The sequence below is a fragment of the Mesorhizobium sp. WSM4849 genome, from assembly GCF_055811385.1.
In genome coordinates this window covers 237,555-254,353 of sequence record NZ_JBVVPW010000005.1, presented here as the reverse complement: position 1 = coordinate 254,353, position 16,799 = coordinate 237,555, and the positions used below count along the sequence as shown (strand labels likewise).

Below are 16,799 nucleotides of genomic sequence, written 5' to 3'. Positions count from 1 at the left end.
AAAATTGATGCCAAGTCGGGACGACGTAGAGAAGCGGGCGGCGGTTGGCCGCCAGTCCCCGTACGGCCTCTCCCAGGCGGGTGCGGTCCTGCTCTGCTATCTTTTCAAATCAAGGCCGCCAGGCAAGCTCCACTTCCTGCACATGCTCAAGCGGATTGTCGGACAAACCGGCAATCTCCGTGACGATTTTGCGGCGGAGGACAGGAAAATAATCCTCCAATGTACGAGCTGTGGTCGCGAAACTGTTGGGACCGCCGGTAACGTGGCTATAGAGATAGTCGGTTGGGTGCTGCCACACTCCTTCGTATGGGTCGAGGCTGACAGCTAAATCGTCAAGTGGTAGCACCGGCGCGGGGATGGCAAGCGCATTGATGATGTGGCCCATGGCCAAGGCGTGGTCCCGCGCAGTCTCTGGGGCAGGACCATCATTGTTGGGTCCATTCGCTGAGATGTCGATAACCGCGCGGTCGGGTGTGGCGGGGCACTGGGCCAGGCTCTGGGACGCGTAGGAAATGGCCCAGCTGAGGCTAGTGAGGCCGAGGCGGTCTTGACCGGTACGGTGGCCCATATCTCGAATAACGTCAGCTGCCTCTCGCGCGCCGCGCGCATTTTCTATAATGCGCCAAGGCAATATGGTGTGGGCGGTATGATGGCTGGACCATTCGACGTAGGTCACGGCGATCCGCCCAGTGCGGGTCAGGGCTATGGCGGACACAACGTCACGGTGGCTCAACGCCTGAGCGTGACCCTCACGCTGCATATGGGCTGTGTCATTGGCGATGCTGGCCGAGATATCTGCGGCCAGGACGAGGCACACGTCAACCGCAGTGTCGGCCTTCTGCGCGCGGACGGATGCAGCTGGAATAAGGCAGCTTGTGCAGATGATGAGGGTAGGCATGAGGGCGCCCCGGTGTTTCGGTGCGACTGCGGGGGTCGCCGTAAGAGCGTGGAGAGTTCCGTTGGTAGGGGCGATGTCGCCATTGATTTGGACGGTGCGTGCGCCGTGCGTTGCAATTTTAGCCACCGATCCCCCCATTCACAAAAGACGCCTACGGCCCGCTTTACGCTCGCGCCGAGACAACTGAACACGCAAGGATGCGTCGTTCGTCTTTTGACCCCGTGACCTCGCCGGTTCCCGAAGGCTGTTTTATAGAAATTCAAATCTTGCGCATGCCCCAACTGGGTCAGACCAAGTGTACTAGCCCTACTCGTCAGGCTCCCTCGTCCGCGGCCGGCTAGAAGTTTCAACTTCGCTAATATAAGCTCGGATTGCTTCTCGGCTGCGGGACGGAGATGGGCACGGCTTTCGATCTGAATGCAGTGGGCAATGCCATAGCCGAAGCGGCGGCCGACCCGGCGCTTTGGGATGCTGCAATGGATGTGGCTGCGGACGCCACTGGAAGCTTTGGCGCAATGCTGTTCGACACGAAAGGGCATTTCCCCGGCATACCGAAAAGTCGCCGAATGGGTCCGTCGCTCGAGACATACGTCAAGGATGGCTGGATCGACCGGGACGACCGGTACAACCTGTTGCCTCTGTTGATCCGGAGAGGCGCCGTCAGCGAGCTTGACGTACTGACGCCCGAGGAAATCGCCAGGCATCCCTACTATCAGGAATTTCTCGCGCCATTCGGCCTGCGGTGGTTTGCGGGTGTGAAGGTTGCGGCAGGCGATGCCTCTGGTGCCTGTCGATCCAGAGGTCGATCCAGCAAGGCCCTTTTTCGCCATCCGAGATTCAGAGCCTTGCCGACTTCTCCAGACAGTTGGGTTCCGCGGTCGCGCTCGCGAGAATGCTGAGCTTCGCGCGTGCCGAAGGAGCGATGGGTGCATTCAGCGCAAGCGGCACGCCTGCAGATGCTTGACCGGAACGCCGCCGTGATCCTGGTGAACGAACCTGCAGAGAGCCTGTTCGGTCGAGACCTTTGGGTGACCGGCCGCCATCTGGCTTGTGCCGACAAGAACGCCACTGATGCCCTTAGGCGCATTTCACGGGCTGCTGCGAAATCCGACCCTGCCAGCAATGGTGGACCCCGTCCCGCTGCCCCGCCTCGGAGGCAGGCCTCTGCTAGCTTATCCCACGCGCCTGCCAAGAATTACCACGAACGTCTTTGCATCCTGTCAGATAGTTGTCTGCTTTATCGATCCGGACATTTATCCTCAGCCGTCGGAGGTTGCCTTGCGGACTTGCTTCGGGCTGACCCCTGCCGAGGCGAGACTGGCTCGCCGGGTTTCATCGGGCGCAGAGTTGAAGGCCGTCGCGGATGAGTTGGGAGTCACTTACGAAACCGCCAGGAATCAGCTGAAAGCCGTCTTCGCCAAAACCGAGACCCACCGCCAGCCGGAACTGGTATCGTTGCTCGCGAGAATAGCCAGCACCGCCCAAACTGAATGACTCTATTCGGTTGAATCGCTGTCCGGCAATTGCATGTCGGTGATGACATTCTCGCCGTTTGTCTCGTCGTAGGCGATCACGATATCCATGCCGGGTTTCAGCGCTTCGAGATCGGTTTCGGCGTTCAGCTTGTAGGATTTGCCGTCGTCGAGTGTCAGCGTCAACGTGTCCTTATCGACCTCTTTGATCAGGCCTTCGGTTTGGCCGGCGAAGGCGGCGGTGGAAATCAGCAAAGTCGCGGCAACGGCGCCGATCAGGATACGCATCATCGTCCTCTTATCATTGCGCCGGCACGGCGGCGGCGGGTGTTCAACAGACGGATCGAGGGAAGCAGAAACCAACCGAATGTGTCAAAACTAAATCCGCCAGATCACAGTTTGACCACTGCGGAAAACGCCAATAGAACGCAGACTGCAGCGGCGCGCGTTCCTGTTGGACGGGCGCAGGACGCTGTAGCACTTTGATTTTGCGCATGACCCCAAAAATCGCTCCGATTTTCGGGTCATGTGCTAAGCCGGCTCCGATGCCGGCAGGGCTGGTTTCATGTCTCACAATACGTTTGGCCACCTTTTCCGCGTCACCACCTGGGGCGAAAGCCATGGCGCAGCGCTCGGCTGCGTGGTCGACGGCTGTCCGCCCGGCATCCGCTTCACGCGCGCTGAGATCCAAGCCGACCTCGACAAGCGCCGCCCGGGTCAATCGCGTTTTGTGACGCAGCGTCGCGAACCCGACGAGGTCAAGATCCTGTCCGGCTTCATTCTGGATGAGGACGGCGAGACGATGATCACCACCGGCACGCCGGTGTCGATGCTGATCGAGAATGTCGACCAGCGCTCCAAGGACTATGGCGAGATCGCCCGCCAGTACCGGCCTGGTCATGCCGATTACACCTACGATGCCAAATACGGCCTGCGCGACTATCGCGGTGGCGGCCGCTCTTCGGCCCGCGAGACGGCGGCGCGGGTGGCGGCCGGAGCCTTGGCCCGCAAGGTCGTGCCCGGCATGATCGTGCGCGGTGCGCTGGTATCGATGGGCGAGAAATCGATCGACCGCGCCAACTGGAACTGGAATTTCGTTGGCGACGCCGAAAATCCGTTCTTCACGCCCGACCCGGCATCGATCGCCGTCTTCACCGCGTATCTTGACGGCATCCGCAAGGCTGGTTCCTCGATCGGCGCGGTGATCGAGATCGTCGCCGACGGCGTTCCGGCAGGCCTCGGCGCGCCGATCTATGCCAAGCTCGACCAGGACATTGCCTCAGGCCTGATGTCGATCAATGCCGTAAAGGGTGTCGAGATCGGTAACGGCTTCGAGGCCGCCCGCATCACCGGCGAAGAGAATGCCGACGAGATGCGCATGGGCAATGACGGCAAGCCGGTCTTCCTCTCCAATAATGCGGGCGGCATCCTCGGCGGCATCTCGACCGGCCAGGCGATCGTCGCGCGCTTCGCTGTCAAGCCGACCTCGTCGATCCTGACCCCGCGAAAGTCGATTGACAAGGACGGCAACGACGTCGAGATCATGACCAAGGGCCGGCATGACCCGTGCGTCGGCATCCGCGCCGTGCCGATCGGCGAGGCGATGGTTGCCTGCGCGATCGCCGATCACTATCTACGTCATCGGGGACAGACGGGGAAGGCAGTAGGGGAGTAGGGGAGTAGGGGAGTAGGCAGTAGGGCAGTAGGCAGTAGGCAGTAGGGCAGTAGGGCAGTAGGGCAGTAGGGGAGTATGTTACGCGACCTGCCGAGGTGACAAACTTTCTTCTTTCCCCTACTGCCCTACTGCCCTACTCCCGCGAGCAAAAGCGAGCACCTTATGCCTTACGACCAGAAGAAGATCGTCGAAGCCCTGCGCGCATTCGAACGCGGCGAAATCGTCGTCGTCATGGACGATGACGGGCGCGAGAACGAGGGCGATCTGATCGTCGCCGCCGTCCATTGCACGCCGGAAAAGATGGCGTTCATCGTCCGCAACACCTCCGGCATCGTCTGTACGCCGATGCCGCGCGAGGAAGCCAAGCGGCTGAATCTTTCGCCGATGGTCGCCGACAATGACTCGGCCCACACCACCGCCTTCACCGTCAGCGTCGATTTCAAGCACGGCACGACGACGGGCATCTCGGCCGACGACCGCACATTGACCGTGCGCAACCTTGCCAACGGCAATGTCGGGGCGTCCGATTTCGTCCGCCCCGGCCACATCTTTCCGCTGATTGCGCGCGAAGGCGGCGTGCTGATGCGCTCGGGCCATACCGAAGCCGCAGTCGACCTCTGCAAGCTTGCCGGCCTGCCGCCGGTCGGTGTTATTTCCGAGCTGGTCAATGATGACGGCACTGTGATGCGCGGCCCGCAGGTACAGGCCTTCGCCGAAAAGAACGGTTTGAAGCAGATTTCGGTCGCCGACCTCATCGCCTACCGCCAGCGCAAGGAAACCTTGGTCGAGCGTGTCGCCTGTTCGGACATCGACACGCCTGGCGGCAAGGCGCAGGTCTTCACCTACACGCTGCCCTGGGACTCGATGCACCATGTGGCGATCGTCTTCGGCGACATCCGCGACGGCGAGGAGGTGCCGGTGCGGCTGCATTCAGAGGATGTTGTGACGGACGTCTTCGGCACCAGCCACAGGCTGGACGCCATCATGAAATCGATGGGCGAGCGCCGGCGCGGCGTCATCGTCTATCTGCGCGAAGGCTCCGTCGGCGTCGCCCATCAGGAGCGCAACCGGCCGGCTGCCGGCGATCGCGAGGACCATGAAGAGGCGCGCCGCCGCGAAAGCGAATGGCGCGAGATCGGTCTTGGCGCGCAAATCTTGAAGGATCTTGGCATTTCCTCGATCAACCTGATCGCCTCGCGCGAACGCCACTATGTCGGGTTGGAAGGCTTCGGCATCCATATCGCCAAGACCGAGATTCTCTAGGGCTGGTCTAGCGGATCGCCGGCATGCGTCCGGCCCCGCTTGGGACCGGACGCATAGGAGCCTATTCGGCAGGAACCGCGGCTGCGTCGGATTGCGACACCGTATGCGCCGTGGCAAGGCTGCGCTGGCCGGCGAGCACTATGACCAGCGCGATTGCGCCCGCCGCCACCGACACCAGGAACCCGCTCTGTGCGCCGAAGGCGTCCACCACCCATCCAGCGGCGAAGGAGCCGAGCGCCATGCCGATGCCTATGCCTGTCATGACCCAAGTGACGCCCTCGGTCAGCACGGCCTCCGGCACGCGCCGCTCGATCAGGCCGAATGCCGTGATGAAGGTCGGCGAGATCGCCACGCCGCTAACGAACACGGCCAGTGCCAGAAGAGGTACCGTTTCTGCGACGAGCAGCGGCAGCGTGGTGAGCGCGATGATAGCGACCGCGATGGCAAGCTGAATTTGCAGCGGTGTTTTCAGGTTCAGGGCGCCGATGATGATGCCGACGACGAACGATCCGAGGGCATAGACGCCGATGACGAGGCTGGCGGCGCCCGGCTGGCCGAGCTCCTTGGTGATCGCCACGGTGCCCACCTCCGTGGTTGCGAAGGTCGCGCCGATGAAGATCAGGGCCAAGGTGATGATTTGGACCGGCCGCAGGCGGATTGCCGAGCCGCGCGAACCAATTTCCACCGGTCGCACTCGCGGCTCGGTCGAGCGCTGCAGGATGAAGGCTGTCGAGCCGAACGCGAGGAACAATGTGCTCGCCAACATTCCCGCTTCCGGGAAAAGGGCGACGCTCAGGCCCACCGATAGCGATGCCCCGGCGATGTAGACCAACTCGTCGGCCGCCGACTCGAAAGCGAACGCGGTGTTCATTTCGGGGCGATCCCGGAAGAGCTCTGTCCAGCGCGCGCGCACCATTGCGGGGATGCTGGGCATTGCGGCGGCCAGCAGCGCTGACACGAACAGTGTCCATATCGGCCAGTCCTGATTGGCCGCCGCAATCAGCACTACGAAAGCGAGCGCGGAAATGACGGTGGTGGGCACCACAATCCGCGATTGGCCGAGGCGGTCCACCAGCCGCGATATCTGCGGCGCGACAAAAGCATTGGCCAGCGCATATGTCGCGGAGACGGCGCCGGCCAGCCAGTACTCACCGTGCGTTTGCGACAGCATCGCGACGATCCCGATCGGAGCCATGGCCATCGGCATCCTGGCAACGAAGCCGGCTGCGGCGAAGCCCTTTGCTCCCCTTGCCTTGAAGATTTCGCGATAGGGATTGGGCATGAGAACACTCCTGGATTTTTGAGGCCGAGCCACTTATATACGTGGCGTATGCAAATCAGATAATGACATACGACGCGTATGTCAATTAATATACGAGGCGTATGTGAAGGAATGAGCGAATGGGGCACAAACCACGCAAGGAGATGATCGCGGAGACCCGCGCCAAACTGGTCGCGGCGGCGCGCCATGCCTTTGGCACTGTCGGCTATGCGGAGGCGTCGATGGACGACTTCACCGCATCGGCCGGGCTGACGCGTGGCGCGCTTTATCATCACTTCGGCGATAAGAAGGGCCTTCTCCAGGCGGTCATCGCCGAGATCGACGGGGAAATGTTGGCCCGGCTGAAGATCGTTTCGGCCAGGGCGGACACTCTCTGGCAGGGCTTTGTCGACGAATGTACCGCCTATATCGAGATGGCACTGGAGCCGGAGATCCAGCGTATCGTCCTTCGCGATGGACCGGCGGTGCTCGGCGATCCTTCGCAATGGCCGAGCCAGAACGAATGCATCCGCTCGATGAGCGAGAACCTTCAAAGGCTGAGGGACGAGGGAACCATCGTTGCCGTTGATCCCGAAGCCGCAGCAAGGTTGGTCAGCGGCGCCTCGCTACATGCCGCGCAGTGGATCGCAAATTCGGAGGATCCCGAAGCGACGTCAAAAAAGGCGGTGAAGGCCTTCAACGTGCTTCTGGAGGGATTGCTCAAGCAAGGCCGCAGGATTGGCGGTCCGCAGGCACCGGCTGAGATTGACAAATCGCTGGCCTGAGTTTGTTCAAGACCATCAAAGGCCAGGTGCCCGACCCCGACTGGGACCGGCGGCTGGCCGAGCATCGGTCGGTAGCTCGCGCCGGACCCAACCAGCATCCAACATCTAAACCCTGTTGAACGTCTGCCTTTGGCCGTGCCAAAAACATGGTCAAAGCCGCCGGGCGCGCCTATATCGGGGGCATGGTAACAAGGCTTTATACCCACCCGATCTTTCTCGAGCACATAACGCCGCCCGGTCATCCGGAGCGGCCGGACCGCCTGCGCGCTATCGAACGCGTGCTCGACGACGAAGCCTTTGCCGCCCTTGATCGTGCCGAGGCGCCGGAAGGCGACGAGGCCACCATCCTCTACGCACATCCGCAGGAATTCGTCGAACGGGTCCGCGCTACGATACCGGACACCGGTATCGCTCGCGTCGACGCCGACACCACCGCCAGCCCGAAAAGCTGGCAGGCGGCCGTGACGGCGATCGGCGCTGCCAACGCCGCCGTCGACGATGTCTTTCGGGGCAACGTCGCCAATGTCTTTGTCGCCGCCCGCCCGCCCGGCCACCACGCCGAAAAGACGACGTCCATGGGCTTCTGTCTGTTCAACACCGCGGCGATCGCGGCGCGCTACGCGCAAAGGCAGCACCAGGCCGAGCGCGTTGCCATCGTCGACTGGGACGTGCATCACGGCAATGGCACGCAGGATATTTTCTGGGACGATCCGTCGGTGCTCTATTGCTCGACGCACCAGATGCCGCTTTATCCCGGAACCGGAGCCGTGAGCGAAACCGGCGCCGGCAATATCGTCAACGCGCCGCTGGCGCCGCAGACCGGCAGCGAGGTTTTCCGCGACGCTTTCCTGTCGCGCATCTTGCCGGCGCTCGACAATTTCGCGCCCGACCTCATCATAATTTCCGCCGGCTTCGACGCGCATCACCGCGATCCGCTGGCCGAGATCAACTTGACCGAGGACGATTTCGACTGGGCAACCGGCCAGCTGATGCAGCGCGCCGGTCGTCACAGCGACAACCGGCTCGTCAGCCTGCTCGAGGGCGGCTACGATCTGCAGGGATTGGCATTTTCGGTCGCCGCCCATGTCGGGCGACTGATGAAAGGATGAACGATGGCTGGTGAGAGCAACGAAGACGTCAAGGCGATGAGCTTCGAGCAGGCGCTCGACGCGCTGGAGAAAATCGTCGATGATCTGGAGCGCGGCGACGTGCCGCTCGATCAGTCGATCCGCATTTATGAGCGCGGTGAGGCACTGAAGGTACATTGCGATCGGCTGCTCAAGGCGGCCGAGGATAAGGTCGAGAAGATCAGGCTTTCGCGCGACGGCAAGCCTGTGGGGACAGAGCCGCTGGACGCGGAGTAATGCATGATCCCGAACCGAAGGTCCGCGTTGGCGCAAAGCGGAAACCGGTTTTCGGACAAGATCATGCTCAAACTAGGATAAAAGCGAGACGCGGAGGTCCAGAAAAGCGATGTGCAGAAACATCAAGACCCTGTTCAATTTTGATCCGCCGGCGACGAACGAGGAAATTCGCGACGCGGCGCTTCAGTTCGTCCGCAAGCTGAGCGGATCGACACGACCCTCGAAGCGGAATCAGGACGCCTTCGATCATGCCGTCGATGCTATCGCTGCGTCGGCTCGCGAGCTTCTCGATTCTCTCGAAACCACGCACCATCCGCGCAGTCGCGAGGAAGTCGCGGCCAAGGCGCGCGCAAAAGCGGCAATCCGTTTCGCCTAATTTGATGGCAACCGTGCATTGCTGCTGACAAGGAGGTTTCGTGAGCTTCTTCCCCGGAAACGACCCCCTGCCCGGTGACGCCTTCGCCAGCGACCAGATCGAACTGATGGTTATTCCGAACGCCAAGGACATTGGCGGCTTTCAGGTTCGCCGTGCCTTGCCGACCGCCAGGCGTCGGCTGGTCGGTCCCTTCATCTTCTTCGATCGCATGGGCCCGGCGATTTTGCGGGCCGGCCAGGCGCTCGACGTCCGTCCGCATCCGCATATCGGCCTGTCGACGGTGACTTACCTGTTCGACGGCAAGATCAGGCATCGCGATTCGCTCGGCACCGAAATGGTAATCCAGCCCGGCGACGTGAATTTGATGACCGCCGGCCGCGGTATCGTCCATTCCGAGCGTACGCCACAGGAGCTGCGCGGCGCGCCGATGTCGGTTTCCGGCCTGCAGACATGGCTGGCGCTGCCCGACGACAAGGAGGAGGTCGACCCGATCTTCGAGAATACGGCGGCCATGCGTCTGCCCGAGATCGACGCCGAAGGCGTCAGCGGGCGCGTTGTCATCGGCGCCTTTTCCGGGCTGCGGTCTCCGGTCGTGACCGCTTCTGAAACGCTCTATGCAGACCTCAGCCTGGCGCCCGGCGCCAGCGTGAAAATCCCTGCCAATGCCGAGGAGCGCGCCATCTATACGTTGGAGGGAGAGGTCTCGATCTCCGGCGACCGCTTTCCGGCAGAGCGGCTGCTGGTGTTTCGGCCCGGCGACGAGATTGTCGTGTCCTCGGAGGGTGGAGCGCATTTTATGCTGTTCGGCGGCGCCTCACTTGGCTCGAAGCGCTACATCTGGTGGAATTTCGTGTCATCGTCGAAGGAACGCATCGAACAGGCCAAAGAAGAGTGGAAGACAGGCCGCTTCGATATCGTTCCTGGGGATGAAGAAGAGTTCATTCCTCTGCCGGACAATTAGAGCGCCGCGTGCGGTTTTGGACACGCAAAGGAAACCTTAACACTTTGAATCTGGCCCGCGTCACTCACACGCATTTACATTCGCCGGCCAGCGGCCTATTTCGCACGTGAATAAAAAGCAGGCCCTACCACCAGTGAACGCAAAGCTCCATACGCCCCTTCTCGACAAGGTCCGCATACCCGCCGACCTCAGGACGCTTGACGAACGTGATCTGCCGCAGTTGGCATTGGAGCTTCGCACCGAGTTGATCGACGCCGTGTCCCACACCGGCGGACATCTCGGTGCTGGCCTTGGCGTGGTCGAACTGACGGTCGCATTGCACTATGTCTTCAACACGCCAGAGGACCGGCTGATCTGGGATGTCGGTCACCAGGCCTATCCACACAAGATCCTGACCGGCCGCCGCGACCGTATCCGCTCGCTGCGGCAAGAGGGCGGCCTGTCCGGCTTCACCCAGCGCGCCGAGAGCGAATACGATCCGTTCGGCGCCGCCCACTCGTCGACCTCCATTTCCGCCGGCCTCGGCATGGCAATGGCACGCGATCTCTCCGGTGGCCGCAACAATGTCATTGCCGTTATCGGCGACGGCGCCATGTCGGCCGGCATGGCCTATGAGGCGATGAACAATGCCGGCGCGCTCGATGCCCGTCTGATCGTCATCCTCAACGACAACGACATGTCGATCGCTCCGCCGACCGGCGCAATGAGCGCCTATCTGGCCCGCCTTGCGTCGGGCAAGGCCTATCTGGGCTTGCGCGATTTCGGCAAGAAGCTGACTTCTTATCTGGGCGAGCGCGCCGATCGCGCCATCAAGCGGGCGGTCGAACATGCGCGCGGCTACGTCACTGGCGGCACGCTGTTCGAGGAAATGGGTTTCTATCACATCGGCCCGATCGACGGTCACAATCTCGAGCACCTGATCCCGGTGCTGAAGAACGTCCGCGACAATGCCGACGGCCCGGTGCTGATCCACGTCGTGACCCAGAAGGGCAAGGGCTATGGACCGGCCGAGGCGGCCGCCGACAAATATCACGGCGTCAACAAGTTCGACGTCATCACCGGCGCCCAGGCCAAGGCGCCGGCCAACGCGCCGAGCTACACGAAGGTCTTTGCCGAAAGCCTGGTCCAGGAGGCCCGAGAGGACGACCGCATCGTCGCCATCACCGCCGCCATGCCGAACGGCACCGGCCTCGACCTCTTCGGCGAGGCGTTCCCGTCGAGGACCTTCGACGTCGGTATCGCCGAGCAACATGCGGTGACCTTTGCCGCCGGCCTTGCCACGGAAGGCTTCAAACCTTTCGCTGCGATCTATTCGACCTTCCTGCAGCGCGCCTATGACCAGGTCGTCCATGACGTCGCCATCCAAAAACTGCCGGTCCGCTTTCCGATCGATCGCGCCGGCTTCGTCGGTGCCGACGGGGCGACCCATTGCGGCGCCTTTGACACGACTTTTTTGGCGACGCTGCCCGGTTTCGTCGTCATGGCTGCGGCGGACGAGGCGGAACTGCGCCACATGGTGCGCACGGCGGCAAGCTACGATGAAGGCCCCATCGCCTTCCGCTACCCGCGCGGCAACGGCGTCGGCGTCGACTTGCCAGAGCGTGGCTCGGTTCTCGAAATCGGCAAGGGCCGTATCGTCAAGGAGGGCACCAAGGTTGCGCTCCTTTCCTTCGGCACGCGGCTGCAGGATTGCCTGGCTGCGGCCGAGGAACTCGGCGCGGCAGGGCTTTCCACCACGGTCGCCGATGCTCGTTTCGCCAAGCCGCTCGACGAGGACCTGATCCGGCGGCTGGCGCGCTCGCATGAGGTGCTGGTAACAGTGGAAGAGGGCGCGGTCGGTGGCTTCGCCAGCCATGTGCTGCAATTCCTGGCCCATGAAGGGCTGCTGGAAAACGGCCTGAAGGTACGCCCGCTTGTGTTGCCCGACAGCTTCGTCGATCACGCCAAGCCCGAAAAGATGTACGCCGACGCCGGGCTTGATGCCGCCGGTATCGTGCGCACCGTCTTCGTGGCGCTGGGACACACCGCCAGCGCGCAAAGCGCCTGAATCAAAATCTCAACGGCTTGAATAAGCTTCCCGACGCGCGGTCGTAACTGACTGTTTGCGTTGTCATTTGGCATTCGCCTACGGTGTCTCTGGTCTCGCGGCCAATCTTCTAGAAGCAGATTGAAATCCTGATGCTTGCTACCGCGTGTGAAGAGCAGAACTGGGTGGTTTCGTGCCGTTCGATTGTCGACTGGAAATGAGCGACCAGCCAGAAACGGACATTAGCGAAAGCGATTCCAGGGCAGCTTTGAAAGAGCGGACATTCGACATCCTCATATCAATTCATCAGCTTCGGCTCCGGGAATACCCATATGCGATCTAAAATTTGCGTGCGCGGGTGATAGAGGCGGACCCAGTAACTCCAGCCTGGTGTAATCGAAATACAGTTGGCAATCTTTCCGTCGCAGCCAACGAACTGAATATCGACCGATCCATCCGCCCCGGGCGAGGCCCAAGTCCGCGCGGGAGCAAGCGAGAGGACACGAGTCCGACCGTGCGCTGCCGGAGGTCCTCGTTAGCTCGGGAATGCCTGTTGTGCTATCGTCCTAAGTCTCTCGGGCCGCCGAGGGTCTCGCATGATCTTCCGTTCGAGGGTGAGCATCTGTGACGGAATTTGAAACGAAACTGAAGTTGGCCGCCACGCTTGCCGCCAAAGGCAGGGTTTCGCGTCGTGACTTTGTTCAGCTGGCGCTCGCCTCCGGCCTTACCGCCACGGCCGCCAATGCAATGTTCGTCAGGGTCGCGCGCGCCGAGCCCAAGAAGGGCGGCACCTTGAAGATCGGCATCAGCGATGCCGCCGCCACCGATTCACTGGACCCGAGTACCTACGTCAACCGGTTCACCGGCACCGCGCTAGGGGGAACCTTGTCGAACAGCCTGACCGAGATCGATTCCAAGGGCAACGTGGTCCCCGACCTCGCCGAGAGCTTTGAGCCGTCAGACGGCGCCAAGAAGTGGGTGTTCAAACTGAGGAAAGGCGCCACCTTTCACAATGGCAAGACGGTTACCGCTGATGATGTCGTGGCCTCGGTCAGGCATCACACCATGGAGGGCACGAAATCGATGATGAAATCGCTCTTGGCTACGGTCAGGAATGTCGTCGCCGACGGTGCCTTGACGGTGGTGTTCGAACTCGACGGCGGCAATGCCGACTTCCCCTACATCATGTCGGACATCCTGGTCATGCCGGCGAAAGAGGGCGGCGTCGACTGGGAGTCGGGCACCCGCACCGGCCCCTATATGCTCGAAAAGTTCGAGCCGGGCGTCATCGCCACCTTTAATAAGAACCCGAACTACTTCAAATCCGACAAGGGCTGGTTCGACCGTGTCGAATACCTGGCGATCAATGATGTAACGGCGCGCACCAACGCGCTCAACACCGGCGAAGTCCATTACATGGATCGCTGCGATCTGAAGACGCTCGACATTTTGAAGCAGAACCCCGATCTCGTGATCTCAGAGACGACGGGCTACGGCCACTACGTCTATGTCATGAACGTCCAGAAGGCGCCCTTCGACAATCCCGATGTGCGCAATGCGTTGAAGTACTCGCTCAATCGTGACGAGATCGTGCGGAAGGTGTTTCTTGGCCACGGCGCCATCGGCAACGACAATCCGATCGCGCCGACCGTCAAGTTCGCGACTGATCCGCAGCCGAAGCACGTCTACGACCCCGACATGGTCAAGAGCCTGCTCAAGAAGGCGGGGGCCGAGAACACCCAGTTCGACCTGTCGGTCGCGGATGCCGGGTTCACGGGTGCTACCGACTCCGCTTTCCTCTGGCAGGAGCATGCCCGCGCCGCCGGCCTCAACCTGAATGTGATCCGGGAGCCCAACGACGGCTATTGGGACAATGTCTGGCTCCAGAAGCCGTTCTACGCCTCTTACTGGGCCGGCCGACCGACGTGCGACTGGATGTTCACCACCGGCTATGCGGCGGAAGCGGTGTGGAACGAAACGTTCTGGAAAAATCCGCGCTTTAATGAGCTGCTCGTCGCCGCCCGCTCGGAGACCGACGATACCAAGCGCGCCGGCATGTATGCCGAAATGCAGCAATTGCTGCATGACGACGGCGGGCTCATCAACCTCGTTTTCAACTCCTATGTCGATGCCCACACCAAGGCTCTCGCCCATGGCGAGTTGGCGTCGAACTGGCCGATGGACGGGTCGAAGATCGCCGAACGCTGGTGGTTCGCCTAGGCCGTCTACTCGACAATTGGGATGGCGGACTGGACGCGTTTGATGTCTCCTTGTCCCCCAACAGCGGCTCCGGAGCGGACATCGCAGCAGGTCCGAGTTGGGCCACAAGCGGAAATCCCTGACGCGCGTCCAGGGTCCATCAATTGCCTCTGATTTTGGACAGCGCGTCCTTTGCGTAAATGCCAACCAGAGCTTCATTCTGGAGTGCGACAAGCGCAGGTATCGCAGCTTGTGCCGGAGGTCCGATCTTTCCCAGCGCCTCGATGGCCTCCCGGCGGAGATACTCAACCTTAAGCGCTTCAACCAGAGCCGGAACGGCTTGTAATGCCGCTGGTCCAAACCAGCCCAGTCGTTTTGCTGCATATAGCTGGGAAAAGGGATCGCCGGCGCCAAGCTCTGCTTCCAGGCTCGTAACGGTGACGTCCAGCGGCAGCGCAGCGATACGGACACCATCATTCAGGCGCTCCCCGACATTTGCGTGTTCATAATCCCATTTGAACGAGTGGTGTAAGGTGTCGGGAATGTTTTCGAGGCCTTTCTGGCCTATGCCGGGCCGGAACTTCATCAGCATTTGCCTCGCTTCTTCCCGGCGACCGAGCTGCGCCAGCACGGAACTGAGAGGTAGAAAGAGCGCAGTTGCGTCTGGGTTTCGCCTGACGCCTTCTCCGAACACCTCAGCCGCTTGTTTCAGATCGCCCATTGCAAAGAGCGCCAATCCACGAGCGAGAACGTAGTGGCTTGGATAGCTCGGGTTGAGCCGCATGGCGGTCGCGACGAAATTCAGCGCGTCGGCAGGTTCGCCTGAGATCGTCAGCGCCCAAGCCGTTGCGATGTGTGCCTCGGGGTCGTTGGGATCCAATGCAATCGCTCGACCGGCATTCCTGCGTGCATCTTTGGCCAGGCCTTGATAACCGTCCCGCAATGCCTCGACCGTATAAGACAGTGACGTTGGATATTTCTTGGCCAACTCTACGTAATCGTGAGCTCCCCACCAGAAATATGGTTCGTCCCTACCGAGTTCTTTACCCCAGAGTGAGTCAACGACGCGGAAGTAGGCCAGCGCCAGGGCGGCATAAGCTCGCCCATATTCGGGATCAAGTTCGGTTGCTTTTTTCAAGGACGTGATGGCGGCAGCTGTATCCTTTGCGTTGTAACGGAGATAAAGGCTCCAACCCTTTTCGAAAGCTTCCTTGGCTGCAATGTTGTCCGGCTTGGCGCGGGCAATTTCCGTTTTTTCGGTGGTGGTGAGGTTGACCTTCAACGCTTCGACGATCTTTGCGACAAAAACGTCCTGGACCGCAAAAATATCGGCGACGTTTCCATCGAACCTGTCCGCCCACACATGCCCGCCGGTGAGGGCATCGATGAGCTGGGCGTTGACTCGCACCTGCTCGCCGGCTCGCCGTACGCTCCCCTCGAGAACGTAACGCACGCCAAGTTCTTCGGCGACCTGGCTGATTTTTACCGGCTTGCCGCGGTAAACGAATGTCGAGTTTCGCGCGATCACGAAGAGGCCGGAAACCTTGGAAAGGTCGGTGATCAAGTCATCGGTCATGCCGTCGGCGAAGTGCTCCTGGCCGGCGTCGCTCGAGATGTTGGTGAATGGCAATACAGCGACTGACGGCTTATCGGGCAGCGGCAACGCCATTCTTTCCCTGGAGGCCACCTCGACCGGCGGTCCTGAACCGTCCCCGACCACCTTCCAAAGCGCTACACCTCCGGCGATCAGGATCAGCGCCGTCGCCGCGACTGTCAGCCGGCGCCATTCGATATGACGTTTGCGTTTTGCTGGAACTGTTCCGGACGCGGCGCGTGCCCGCGGGCCTACCCGATACAGACGAACAGGTTTTTCGATGTTCTTGAGCTTTTGTTCACCCAAAAATTCGAACTCAAAATCCAGCTTTCTCTCGACCTGATCAAATGCCGTTCCTGAAATCAGGACGCCCCCGGGTTCGGCCAATCCTTCCAGTCTCGCCGCGACATTCACGCCGTCGCCATAGATGTCCTGTCCTTCGACAATCACATCACCAAGGTTTACGCCAATGCGGAATTCGAGCTGTTTTTCCTTCGGCAGTTCGGCGTTGCACTCCGCCATCGTCCGCTGGATTTCGACGGCGCAACCGACCGCGTCGACCACGCTGGAGAATTCTATCAGCGCGCCGTCGCCCATGAGCTTCACGATGCGCCCCTTATGAGCGGCGATCTTCGGATCGATCAGGTTCTCGCGGGTGCTCTTCAGGCGCGCGAGGGTATCCGCCTCATCGGCTTCCATAAGGCGGCTGTAGCCAACGATGTCAGCGGCAAGTATCGCCGCAAGCCTGCGCTCCATGGAGGTTTCCGGCGCTGGGCAACTGTTTCCATGATAATAGAGTATCGCTTCGGAGCCTAGTCCTGCTCTGGTCGGCTTTGGGTCAGGAACGCTGGTTGGGGTGAACGTCGGCCATCGGGCAGCGAAATGGGCTGATGAAGGTCAGCTCAGGGTCATGGGCGTGAATTCG

General features: G+C 61.2%; 14 protein-coding genes. 10 read left to right on the top strand and 4 right to left on the bottom strand.

What is annotated here, in order from left to right:
* Positions 1 to 109 precede the first annotated feature (109 nt).
* On the bottom strand, positions 110 to 898 hold the full coding sequence (locus tag AC0L3L_RS07690) for a DUF1194 domain-containing protein (RefSeq protein ID WP_473545376.1): 789 nt from the start codon (positions 896 to 898) through the stop codon (positions 110 to 112).
* 395 nt (positions 899 to 1,293) lie between these two features.
* On the opposite strand from AC0L3L_RS07690, the gene AC0L3L_RS07685 reads away from it, so the two are divergent.
* Positions 1,294 to 1,797 carry a hypothetical protein gene (locus AC0L3L_RS07685; RefSeq protein WP_473637136.1) on the top strand — a complete coding sequence of 168 codons (504 nt, stop codon included), beginning with the start codon at positions 1,294 to 1,296 and terminating at the stop codon, positions 1,795 to 1,797.
* Between the two features lie 597 nt (positions 1,798 to 2,394).
* Here the strand turns inward: AC0L3L_RS07685 and AC0L3L_RS07680 are convergent.
* Positions 2,395 to 2,658, bottom strand: a complete 264-nt coding sequence (locus AC0L3L_RS07680) for a DUF1344 domain-containing protein (protein WP_128242504.1) — start codon at positions 2,656 to 2,658, stop codon at positions 2,395 to 2,397.
* Between the two features lie 277 nt (positions 2,659 to 2,935).
* Here AC0L3L_RS07680 and aroC point away from each other — a divergent pair, with 277 nt between their 5' ends.
* Both aroC and ribB read left to right on the top strand, forming a co-directional pair.
* On the top strand, positions 2,936 to 4,045 hold the full coding sequence (aroC, locus tag AC0L3L_RS07675) for a chorismate synthase (protein ID WP_473637135.1): 1,110 nt from the start codon (positions 2,936 to 2,938) through the stop codon (positions 4,043 to 4,045).
* Positions 4,046 to 4,207: 162 nt separating this feature from the next.
* A complete protein-coding gene (gene ribB / locus AC0L3L_RS07670; RefSeq protein ID WP_473487639.1) occupies positions 4,208 to 5,308 on the top strand; it encodes a 3,4-dihydroxy-2-butanone-4-phosphate synthase in 1,101 nt (366 codons plus the stop codon).
* A gap of 61 nt (positions 5,309 to 5,369) precedes the next feature.
* Here ribB and AC0L3L_RS07665 read toward each other — a convergent pair whose 3' ends face one another.
* Positions 5,370 to 6,590, bottom strand: coding sequence for an MFS transporter (locus AC0L3L_RS07665; protein ID WP_473637134.1), 1,221 nt, complete (start codon positions 6,588 to 6,590; stop codon positions 5,370 to 5,372).
* Between the two features lie 119 nt (positions 6,591 to 6,709).
* On the opposite strand from AC0L3L_RS07665, the gene AC0L3L_RS07660 reads away from it, so the two are divergent.
* The 7 genes from AC0L3L_RS07660 to AC0L3L_RS07630 all read left to right on the top strand — a co-directional run bounded on the left by AC0L3L_RS07660 (position 6,710) and on the right by AC0L3L_RS07630 (position 14,301).
* A complete protein-coding gene (locus AC0L3L_RS07660) occupies positions 6,710 to 7,354 on the top strand; it encodes a TetR/AcrR family transcriptional regulator (RefSeq protein WP_473487637.1) in 645 nt (214 codons plus the stop codon).
* A gap of 182 nt (positions 7,355 to 7,536) precedes the next feature.
* The gene (locus AC0L3L_RS07655) at positions 7,537 to 8,463 is read left to right on the top strand and encodes a histone deacetylase family protein (protein ID WP_473487690.1); all 927 of its coding nucleotides are present in this window, start codon (positions 7,537 to 7,539) and stop codon (positions 8,461 to 8,463) included.
* 3 nt (positions 8,464 to 8,466) lie between these two features.
* Positions 8,467 to 8,718, top strand: a complete 252-nt coding sequence (locus AC0L3L_RS07650) for an exodeoxyribonuclease VII small subunit (protein ID WP_258119043.1) — start codon at positions 8,467 to 8,469, stop codon at positions 8,716 to 8,718.
* 109 nt (positions 8,719 to 8,827) lie between these two features.
* The gene (locus tag AC0L3L_RS07645; protein ID WP_123147057.1) at positions 8,828 to 9,094 is read left to right on the top strand and encodes a DUF2277 domain-containing protein; all 267 of its coding nucleotides are present in this window, start codon (positions 8,828 to 8,830) and stop codon (positions 9,092 to 9,094) included.
* A 40-nt stretch (positions 9,095 to 9,134) separates the two neighbouring features.
* Positions 9,135 to 10,055 carry a pirin family protein gene (locus AC0L3L_RS07640; RefSeq protein WP_473487636.1) on the top strand — a complete coding sequence of 307 codons (921 nt, stop codon included), beginning with the start codon at positions 9,135 to 9,137 and terminating at the stop codon, positions 10,053 to 10,055.
* A gap of 133 nt (positions 10,056 to 10,188) precedes the next feature.
* On the top strand, positions 10,189 to 12,102 hold the full coding sequence (dxs, locus tag AC0L3L_RS07635) for a 1-deoxy-D-xylulose-5-phosphate synthase (protein ID WP_473637133.1): 1,914 nt from the start codon (positions 10,189 to 10,191) through the stop codon (positions 12,100 to 12,102).
* Positions 12,103 to 12,705: 603 nt separating this feature from the next.
* Positions 12,706 to 14,301, top strand: coding sequence for an ABC transporter substrate-binding protein (locus AC0L3L_RS07630; protein ID WP_473487634.1), 1,596 nt, complete (start codon positions 12,706 to 12,708; stop codon positions 14,299 to 14,301).
* A 139-nt stretch (positions 14,302 to 14,440) separates the two neighbouring features.
* Here the strand turns inward: AC0L3L_RS07630 and AC0L3L_RS07625 are convergent, their stop codons facing one another.
* Complete coding sequence (locus AC0L3L_RS07625; RefSeq protein WP_473487633.1) at positions 14,441 to 16,630, bottom strand: adenylate/guanylate cyclase domain-containing protein; 2,190 nt, start codon at positions 16,628 to 16,630, stop codon at positions 14,441 to 14,443.
* Between the last annotated feature and the right edge of the window lie 169 nt (positions 16,631 to 16,799).